Raw genomic sequence first — 9,657 nt, forward strand, 5'->3', positions numbered from 1 at the left:
GTTTAGTTAGTAATATAGCCGTAAAACATAGTTATAAAATACAGTCATAAAACAAAGCTCGATGCTTTAAGTTATTCTTAGGCATCGGGCTTTTTGTTTTTGAGGTTTTTAGCCCATTTATCATTTAGATTGGGGATATGACTTATAGTCGATTCAATTTAAAAGTAGTACAAAACAATCAAGCGCAAATATATATGTGATACTTCAAGCGAGGTTAAGGCTGTGATATTTGTATAAAACCTTATTGATGAGAGCAGATAATTACTATGACAAAACTTAGCAGTAAGCATATAAATACAATCGCTGCGATGCAGATATTTTGGCATTGCTCAGTGGTATTGATAGTACGGTTGTCGTATGTGGCCACACTCATATTCCGCGTACGGTAAGACTATCGACTGGTCAAATGGTTATTAATACTGGTAGCGTCGGTTATCCTGCCTACGAAGATGACTTACCTAATATCCACAGCATGCAGACCTATTCCCCTCATGCAAATTATGCAATCATTAGCTGTGTTGAGACCGAGCAAGCGGTGCGCTGGCAAACTGAACATATTCAGATACCGTACGATTATGAGGCTGCTGTTCAATTGGCCTCACAGAATGGTCGTGAGGATTGGGCGTTTGCACTGAGAACAGGGCGTGTGTTATAAGGAAATTATTCATGCCCACAGCAGTTTACTTTTAAAGACAGACGTTCGTCTTTTGATGTTGCTTCACATATTGATGATAAGTTTAAAGTAGATATAGACGATATATATAACGTGAATGCTCTGATATCAAACCTTTAATTGGTGATTGAACCCATCGATCGAATCGTTGATGATGTATTAGGTGGAGATTTAGCAGATAAAGAATATGTTGGCTATTTGAGTATCAAGAATTTTAAAAATTGGCATGATAATTAACAAGTTTATCGAATAAACAACTCATTCATAAAAATAGAATAGGGCGGACAGATTTGCAAAATTTTATAAAAGGATTTTTTAAGTGGATTCTTGCAGGTATCGGAATAGGAATAGGACTGTTTGTTGTTCTAGTGGCTGTAGCATTTTTTAATAACAAGAATAAACCAGAAAAATCTGATGATACTACAGCATTGTTAATTAATGAGGCTGAAAATGCTATAGGAGATAACAGTGAGTTATCAAGCTCTCAAGCTATGGTAAATGATCAAGACGTACCGATAGGTTATAAATTGATTGAAGAGGGAGGTATCATGTTAGATGCCCCTATTATGGGCATGGAATGGGAAAGTGTGGAAGATGAAAACACAACCACTAACCCACGTGTGTACGAGCCCTTTACAATATATCAATGTGTCACGGAAGATGGTGAGCATTTACGTTTGGATGTAGTGAATAGTGATATTGGTTATATGCTCAAGTACTATTTTGCCACTCAAGATAACCCTTTGAAGTTAGAAGCACAGCAAGCTACTGAAGATGCCTATTATGTAGAGTATCTCAATGCTACTAATCTCGTTATGCGGGATCCGAATAATTACTATAATCTGACACAGTATGGAGGCGGAGACGGTGATACCGCCTTTTATATCATTAATGCCATTACTGGTAAAGAGATGAATTATTTCTTATGTGAGGATACTTCAATGAAGGAGGGTCAGCGTGCTTTAGTTAATCAAATGGAACCAGAGCATTTTAAATTCAAACCTATGACTGACGAGCTTGAATCTCTTTTGACTGAACGCTTTGAACGTCAGTAAAAGCCTTTGACTGACGAGCTTGAATCTCTTTTGACTGAACGCTTTGAACGTCAGTAAAAGCCTTTTTGGTTACCAACCAAACATCCGAACCAACTTGAATCGCACTCAAATTACCCCCATAATCTAACCACTTTTAAATAATAAATAGCCTAAGTAAATATGCCCAATAATTCTGAGAACACCACACAAGCATCTAATGAAAATACTACTCGTCAAACCAACAACACCATAAATCCGAATAAAGAAAGCGATAGCATAAATCACGGAAATTCGAATATCACACCAAACAGTGCCACACCGAGCAATGATAAAGCAGCTACTCAATCTCATATTGCCGCTGATTTGCCTGTACTTGCCAAAGACCGTTATTATTTAACGCGTCTAGAACGAGAGCTGGCACGTGCCGTCGTGTCTAGCAAAAAAGAAAGCAATGACAAGACGAATGATGCGTTAACGAAGAAGCGCGAGCAATACGACAAAATTAAAACCCGCTCACAGCAGGCGATGCAGGCACGTATAGATAGCATTCCTGCTGACTTGCCAGCCAAGCTAAACCTTGATTTGCCTGTAAGTCAACGTGCTGATGATTTGATTCAGGCTATCATCGACAACCAAGTCATTATCGTCGCTGGTGAGACGGGCTCTGGTAAGACGACACAGTTGCCAAAACTTGCGATGCTAGCAGGGCGTGGTACCACAGGACAGATAGGGCATACACAACCACGGCGACTAGCGGCGAGAAGTGTGGCAAACCGTATTGCGGAAGAGTTGGGCGAACCATTAGGGAACACGATTAGCTTTAAGATTCGTTTCAATGAACAAGGGTCGGCGCAATCTGTCGTGAAGCTTATGACCGACGGTATCTTATTGGCTGAATTGGGCCATGATCGGTTCTTGAGTAAGTACGATACGATTATCATCGATGAAGCACATGAGCGTAGCTTAAATATCGATTTTATTATGGGTTATCTCAAAAAGATGCTACCCAAGCGTCCTGATTTAAAAGTCATTATTACCTCAGCGACGTTAGATACTAAACGTTTCAGTGAGTATTTTAGTCATTACGATGCCAAGCTCAAACGTAAAGTGCCAGCGCCAATCTTTAATGTCGAAGGTCGAAGCTTTCCGGTAGAGGTGCGCTATCGTCCACTCACTGATGAGCCTGTTACGAGCTCTGATGATGACAGTTATGATGACTTTGAAGAAAACTTACCACGCGCCATCGTTGCCGCAGTAGAAGAATGCTTTAGTGATGCACAAGGCAAAGGACATGCTGATCAGGCAGATATCTTAATATTTGCCGCGACAGAAGCTGAGATTCGTGAGACACAAGAGGTGCTAGAGCGTCATGGACCAAAGCATACCGAAGTGTTGCCTTTGTTTGCGCGCCAGACCTACGAAGAGCAGCAGCGTATTTTTCAGCCGTCTGGTCGTGGCCGTCGTATCGTTATCGCGACCAACGTGGCTGAGACCGCGCTGACTGTACCCGGCATTCGCTATGTGATTGATTTGGGTTTTGCGCGTATTTCTCGTTATTCCTATCGCTCACGCGTACAGCGTTTGCCTATTGAAGCGATTTCACAAGCCGCAGCGAATCAGCGTAAAGGTCGCTGTGGTCGAGTTGCGCCAGGTGTTTGTATTCGACTTTATAGTGAGGAAGACTTTAGCGGTCGTCCAGAGTTCACTGAGCCTGAGATTCTACGCACCAACTTGGCCTCGGTTATCTTGCAGATGGCCAATCTGCGTTTAGGTAGTGTTGATGATTTTTCGTTTATCGAGCCACCTGACAGCCGCTTGGTTACGGATGGGCATAAACTACTTGATGAATTAGGGGCGATTACTTCTAAAAATAAAGCCAATTCTGTGACTAAATCCAATAAATCGAAGTCCAAAAAAGGTCTAGAGCACCTGCGTCTGACACCGACTGGCCAAAAGATGGCACGTATGCCAATTGACCCAAGGCTGGCGCGAATGTTGGTTGCGGGCTCTGACTTTAACTGTGTTCGTGAAATGCTTATAGTCGTCGCCGCGCTTGCGGTACAAGACCCACGTGAACGTCCTGCTAATAAGCGTCAACAGGCCGATCAAAAGCATGCAGAGTTTCGTCAAGATGACTCTGATTTCTTGTTTTATTTAAGCCTATGGAAAGCACTGTTTGAAAAGGATGAAGACGGCAATAAGCTGTCTGGCAATCAGCGTAAGCAGTTTACCAAGAAAAACTATCTGAGCTTTCCACGTGTACGAGAATGGAGTCAGACCCATCGCCAACTAGTACAAATGGTCACCGACCTCAAACTTACTGATGCTAATGATGTAAAAAGTGCGGATAAAAAAGCGACCACTGAAATAACAACCAACGACCCGACAGCGATTGAAGACGAAGACCTAAAAGCGGTTAAATACGCCAACTTGCATCGTGCGTTAATGACAGGTCTGCTTTCTACTATCGCTCATAAGACCGAAAATCGTGGTGAATATCTCGCGGCTCGCCAGCAAAAAACCAAAATATTTCCAGCCAGTACGGTATTTAAGCAAATCCCACCATGGGTGATGGCGTTTGAAGTAGTAGAAACCTCTCAGGTCTTTATGCGCACGGTGGCCAAGATTGAGCCAGAATGGATTATCTCCGCTGCTGGTGATTTGTTGAAGTATCACTACTTTGAGCCGCATTGGTCAAAGAAGACAGGTCGCGTCAAAGCCTACGCACAGATTAGTCTATTTGGTTTGATTATTATCAGTAAGCAGCTGACCAATTATGAGCAGGTCAATCTAAGCGAGTCACGTGAGATTTTTATCCGTGATGGTTTGGTCACTGGCAACTTGGGTCGTCAAGCGCCATTCTTACAGCACAACATGGATAAAATTGCAGACATTGAGCGCATTGAAGATAAGCTGCGTCGCCGTGACTTATTGGTTGATGAAGAGTCGCTGTATCAGTTTTATGATAAAAAAATTCCTGAGCACATTGCCAGTCGTAAAACTTTTGAAGATTGGCGTGCTGAAGTCGAAAAAACTGACAGCAAGCATTTATTCTTTACGGATGAGGATGTACTTAATAGCCACGCGCCGACCACAGGAGACTTCCCAGAAGTATGGAAGTTAGGGGACTTAAAGTTACCACTACGTTATGTTTTTGATCCAGCAAGTGATGATGATGGCGTGACCATTCGCGTACCGCTTGTCGCATTGCCACAGCTTGACGCTATTGAGCTATTGTGGGGCGTACCAGGTTGGCGCTATGAGCTGGTATTGCAGTTATTAAAGTCGCTACCTAAAGATGTTCGTCGTCAGATAGTTCCCATCCCTGATACGGCTGATGGTTTGTTTGATGAGTTACAACCTGCTGGTGGACAAGGATTGCTGAAACAGTTATGTCAGGCGCTACATCGTCGCGGCATTATGTCAGTGACACCAGATAAATTTAATCCGTCTACGATTGATCATTATTTGCAGCCACAAATCTGCGTTGTTGATGATAAAAACCGTATCATCGAAAAAGGTCGTGATCTGCAAACGTTGCAGATTCGACATGCCAGTGAAACCAGTCAAGCCGTTAATGAGCAGCAAGGTGCACACACTGTATTTCCTGAGCACTTTGCCTTTAGCAAAAACCATCATAGCGCAGGCGTAGTGATGAAGCAGTTTGCAGCTTTGGTTGCTGATGAAGCGGGCGAAGCGGTATCGATTCATCAATATACGGATGTCAATGCAGCCTTACAGGCGCATCGCATCGGAGTATTAACGCTAATTAAAAGTAAGCTTGGCGCAAAGAAGAAACAGCTTACCAGTCAAATTGATAGTATTTTTAAATTAGCATTTGCACCACTTGGCGATATGAGTAAGCTTAAGACCATCATCATTGATGCAGCATTGGATGCGGCGCTTGAAGAGCACTATATATTGTTCGATCACAGTACGGACTTGCCTGAAAATGCAGATGATACTGCGGTGGCGCTTGCTGAGGAGTTGCCGTTTACCTCAGTAGAGTATGAGAAAACCTTAGAAGTCGTGGCTAGCAATTTCTTATTAACTGGTCAAAGCGTGATTAAGACCCTAAAAAATGTCTATACGCGATGGCAGCGTATTCGCCAAGGTCTATTGATGCTAGATCGGGAGATATTTGGTGAGTCTATCGAAGATATCGAAGATCAGTTAGAGGATTTATATTTGGCTGATTTTGTCTACCGAATGGACTATAGCCATTGGCAGCAGTATCCACGCTACTTGGAAGCATTAGAGATTCGTCTTGAACGCCTTGAGCATAATCTGGATGCGGATCTGGATGGCGTATATGCGCTAGATTTACATATGGAGCGCCTTGCAGGGCGTGCCGACAAAGATGCTATTAGCGACTACCGTTGGATGGTGGAGGAGTATCGTATTCAGCTATTTGCTCAGCCAATGAAAACCCGTATGGCAGTATCACCGAAACGTCTGAGTAAAATGTGGGATAAGGTGGGTTAATTAGGTGTCTATCAGGTAAGATGTGACGCTAAAACTGAGACAGTGTGAGTAGGGTGCTTTATTATACAAGCTAAATAACACTAAAAAGGACAGTTAAAATGTGGGATGAACGTTATAGTGGCACAGAATTTGCATTCGGTACAGAGCCTAATGATTTTTTGAGAGAAACGTTTGAGCAGATACCTGCAGGCGGGCGTGTATTATGTCTAGCAGAGGGTGAGGGCAGAAACGCTGTATTCTTAGCTGAGCAAGGCTATGATGTCACTGCGATGGATATGTCTGAAGTGGGTTTGATCAAAGCGGTACAATTAGCTAAAGACAGAGGAGTGACAATTACCACTCAAGTGGCTGATTTAGCTGATTACCAGTTTGGTACAGATAAGTGGGATGCCATTGTGTCTATATGGGCACATGTGCCTGACAAAGTGCGTCAGTATATACATACACAGGTAGTCACTGCTTTAAAGCCAAACGGCGTATTTATCGTCGAAGCTTATACAGAACGACAGTTGGAGACTGATGCTGTTGGAGGTCCACCAGCCAGTCAAAAAGAACGCTTTGGATCGCTAGATAATTTTCAGAGTGAACTGAGAGGACTTACAGAGATTATTGGTGTTGAAAAGCTGCGTATGGTGTCAGAAGGAAAACGTCATCAAGGGTTGAGTGCCGTTGTTCAGTTTGTTGGTAAGAGAGAGATTTAAAACCAGAAGTTTATTTGTTTTATAACTGATAGTGCTACGTATGTAGGCTAAGCGAAGGTGATACATTGCGAAATGTATAGATGGTTCTCTTGTGCCTTATATAGTTAATCTTATTTGAATTGGAGATCGTCAGCTAGATAATCACTTACTGAATGCCCTTTGTCGGGTTTTTAATAACGTTCAGCCTAATATGCTTGTAGCTTTAACGAGTTTCATACAAAGTCGGATAACATAGCTATAAAGGCAAATATAGCCCCTTTCTCTAGTGTTATTATAAGCGATTGATAAGAAATTATTACAAGTGTACATTTTCAATTAGGTAGTTGTTATAATGCAATCGTTTTATGTCAATTTATAGTGCGCATGTAAAGCACTGTTAGAAAAAATAAAAAATGTTACTTATAAATTAAATCCGTTTAATGACTGGGAAATCGTAATGGAAAAAGTATTCAAGAACATGACATCGGCAATTATACTACCAAGTGTTTTGTTTGGTATGACTGCATGTACTGCTATAACTGGCCATAATAGTATTGATAACGAAGGTGATAGCCGCCGCGTTGGGAATGTATTATGGAATAACCAAGCTGACCCTGATTTAAACGGCTTGTTAGAAACTACTGTCGATAGTAATGAGACGCGATTGGTATTTGTCCGAAAAAATGATAATGACCCCGAACAAACCAGCGCCAATGTTTCGATTAATGATAGGTACCAAGTTAGCTTGCATCCAGGAAACTATACGGTTGTTAATTCCTGTGTGGGTACAAACCAATTAAGCGCGCATGCTACGGGCTTTAAAGACAATGATTTGCTTGCCGAGCAAAAAGATTATCAGTTAGTTGGTGGTCAAACTTACTTTTTTTATGTAGATATGGATGAAAATGGACAAGGGAAACTTGATCAGATCACGAAAGAAAGTGCATTACCATTATTAGAAACTAAACGTTATCAAACGCATCAGATCAGTCGTGTCGTACCTAACTGTCCAGCGCCTACTGCAACATCTACTGTGACACCGACACCGCCGCCAATTGTGCAACCAACCTTACCCGTACTCGCTGAAAAAGTAACCATTGAGCTAGAGGTCTTGTTCGACACAGACAAATCTATTGTAAAGCCCAATTATTATAATGAAATATCTGAAGTTGCAGATTTCATGAGCCAATACCCTAACACAGTTGTTACCATTGAAGGTCATACTGACAGTCGAGCCAGTGATAGTTATAACCAAGATTTATCACAACGCCGCGTTGATGCTGTTAAAGCAGTATTGATTAATCAGTTTGGTGTGGCATCGAATCGTCTGAGCGCAATTGGATACGGTGAGTCAAGACCAAGAGCTAGTAACGATACAGTAGAAGGTCGTCAGCTAAATCGCCGTGTAGTCGCCGTTATTGAAGAACGCTCAAATAACTAGTACGTCAAAAATACTTTAGCTACTTACGTTATCCCATAAGCTGTCTCATAAAAAATTAAGCGGTACGACCGAAATTAAAAAAATAGAAGGTATACACATGAACACTATTATCGTAAAAACGAACGATGCCACGCAGACCGTTAATCAAGTAGAAGTTGTGACTCAAGATGGTATACCTACTGTCATAAAAGCGACTGACAAAGTCAATTACGAGTTTCATGATACCGCTATTAATCGTGCTCCTAATCACATCATTACCAAACGTGTGGAAAATGATCTACACGTATCATTTGAAGAAAATGGTGAAGACAGCGACCTTATCATAGAAGGTTTTTATGATAACCCGGATAATGCTTTGGTTGGTATCGCAGAAGATGGGGAGTATTACTACTATATCCCAGATACTGGTGAAACTTATGATTACGTAACACAGCTGGCTGTGGGTGATGTAGAAGGACAAGCGTTAGGTGGAGAAGAGTATATGGCAGCTGCCATACCTTGGTGGATACCTGCCGCTGCTGGGTTAGGACTCGTTGGCTTAATTGCTGGTCGTGATAGCGATGATGATAACGATTTTAACGATGACAAAGTAGCTCCTGAGGCAACTGATGACAATGAGTCAGGCACCAGCGGCAGCCCTGTTGTGGTTGACGTGGTTGGCAACGACACCGATGCAGAAGATGATCTAGATCCAACCAGTGTCAAACTGCTTGATCCGACTGATGGTTCAGAAGTCACCACACTCACGATCCCAGGCGAAGGCGAATGGGTGGTTGATCCAACCACTGGCGAAGTCACCTTCACACCAGAAACAGGCTTTACTGGTGACCCAACACCAGTAGACTACGTGGTCTCTGACGTTACTGGTGAGAAATCTGATCCAGCCACTATTACCATCGACTACCCACAGACAGCGCCTATTGCCGAGAACGATAGAGGTGTTGGTCCTTTAAACACAGCCGTATCAGTTGACATTCTAGCAAATGACAGCGACCCTGAAGATGATCTAGACCCAACCAGCGTTATGCTAATCGACCCTATCACAGGGGACGAAGTCAGCACAGTAACGGTTGCAGGCGAAGGCGAATGGGTGGTTGATCCAGACACAGGCGTTGTCACCTTCACACCAGAAACAGGATTTACCGATGACCCAACGCCAGTAGACTACGTGGTCTCTGACATGACAGGTGAGAAATCTAACCCAGCTACCATCGTTGTAGATTATCCACCAGCCGCACCAGTGGCCGTAGATGAAGTACAAACGGGCACACCAGGTGACCCAGTCGTTGTAGACGTATTAGGCAACGACACCGACCTTGACGGCGATCTAGACCCAACCAGCGT

6 protein-coding genes are annotated in these 9,657 nt (G+C 42.8%); all 6 read left to right on the forward strand.

The window, feature by feature from the left end:
- Positions 1-319: 319 nt before the first annotated feature.
- A complete protein-coding gene (locus ACT3QP_RS13025; RefSeq protein ID WP_444525801.1) occupies positions 320-655 on the forward strand; it encodes a metallophosphoesterase family protein in 336 nt (111 codons plus the stop codon).
- A gap of 308 nt (positions 656-963) precedes the next feature.
- A complete protein-coding gene (locus tag ACT3QP_RS13030) occupies positions 964-1,728 on the forward strand; it encodes a hypothetical protein (RefSeq protein ID WP_444525802.1) in 765 nt (254 codons plus the stop codon).
- Between the two features lie 159 nt (positions 1,729-1,887).
- Entirely contained in the window at positions 1,888-6,192 is a 4,305-nt protein-coding gene (gene hrpA / locus ACT3QP_RS13035; protein WP_444525803.1) for an ATP-dependent RNA helicase HrpA, read from the forward strand.
- A gap of 98 nt (positions 6,193-6,290) precedes the next feature.
- Positions 6,291-6,893, forward strand: a complete 603-nt coding sequence (locus tag ACT3QP_RS13040; RefSeq protein WP_192520389.1) for a class I SAM-dependent methyltransferase — start codon at positions 6,291-6,293, stop codon at positions 6,891-6,893.
- A 436-nt stretch (positions 6,894-7,329) separates the two neighbouring features.
- A complete protein-coding gene (locus ACT3QP_RS13045; protein ID WP_444525804.1) occupies positions 7,330-8,313 on the forward strand; it encodes an OmpA family protein in 984 nt (327 codons plus the stop codon).
- 97 nt (positions 8,314-8,410) lie between these two features.
- Positions 8,411-9,657: Ig-like domain-containing protein (locus tag ACT3QP_RS13050; protein ID WP_444525805.1), on the forward strand; the 1,247-nt coding region annotated here is incomplete at its 3' end.

The organism is Psychrobacter sp. AOP7-B1-24, from assembly GCF_052376215.1.
GTDB lineage: Bacteria > Pseudomonadota > Gammaproteobacteria > Pseudomonadales > Moraxellaceae > Psychrobacter.